General features: G+C 42.0%; 1 protein-coding gene. It reads right to left on the bottom strand.

Translation table 11 applies throughout. The features are described 5' to 3' along the window. The coding region (locus A3739_RS27610; RefSeq protein ID WP_156502909.1) for a TonB-dependent siderophore receptor at positions 1–588 on the bottom strand (588 nt) is incomplete at both ends.

The following is a 588-nucleotide window of genomic DNA, read 5'->3' as shown; positions in this document are numbered from 1 at the left end:
AGGCCTGTGTTAAGATCTTTAGCATCAAGATAGGTATACCCTGCAGTTAGTTTTGTCGCTTCATTTAGCTCTAATTTCGTAGCGATTTCCGCGCCTTGCGTCCGCGCCTTCGAGATATTCCCGTATTCAAATATTTGCACAAGTCCGTATGTTGGATCATTTTCCATCCTCACAAACTCGGTTTCGATCATATCCTTCAAATCATTTCTAAAAAGATTCAAGTCCAATTCAAAAGAATCACCACTCAAGACCCAGCCAAGTTGGTAGCTGTTCGAATATTCAGGTTTAGTAACTGGATTCCCAAGAACCTTATAGCCATGCTGACTGTGGTCAAACTCAAGGTAGCGCTCTTTCAAGCTTGGCACTCGATACCCCTTGCCAACACCAAATCGCAAGAAGTGATCAAGCCCCACTAAAGACGAAAAGTCATATCGACCATTTATCTTAGGACTAAAATAGCTTCCGAAATCGCTATCATCTTGATATCGAAAACCAGGCAATAATTCTAAAGAATCAGACGCATAAATATCTTCTTGGTAATACAACGAAGTATTTTGACGCGCACCATCAACCTCTGGCGTCCAACCC

The organism is Oleiphilus sp. HI0067 (assembly GCF_001635735.1).
The sequence above is the reverse complement of the archived record's forward strand: the minus strand, read 5'-3'. Positions and strand labels throughout refer to the sequence as shown.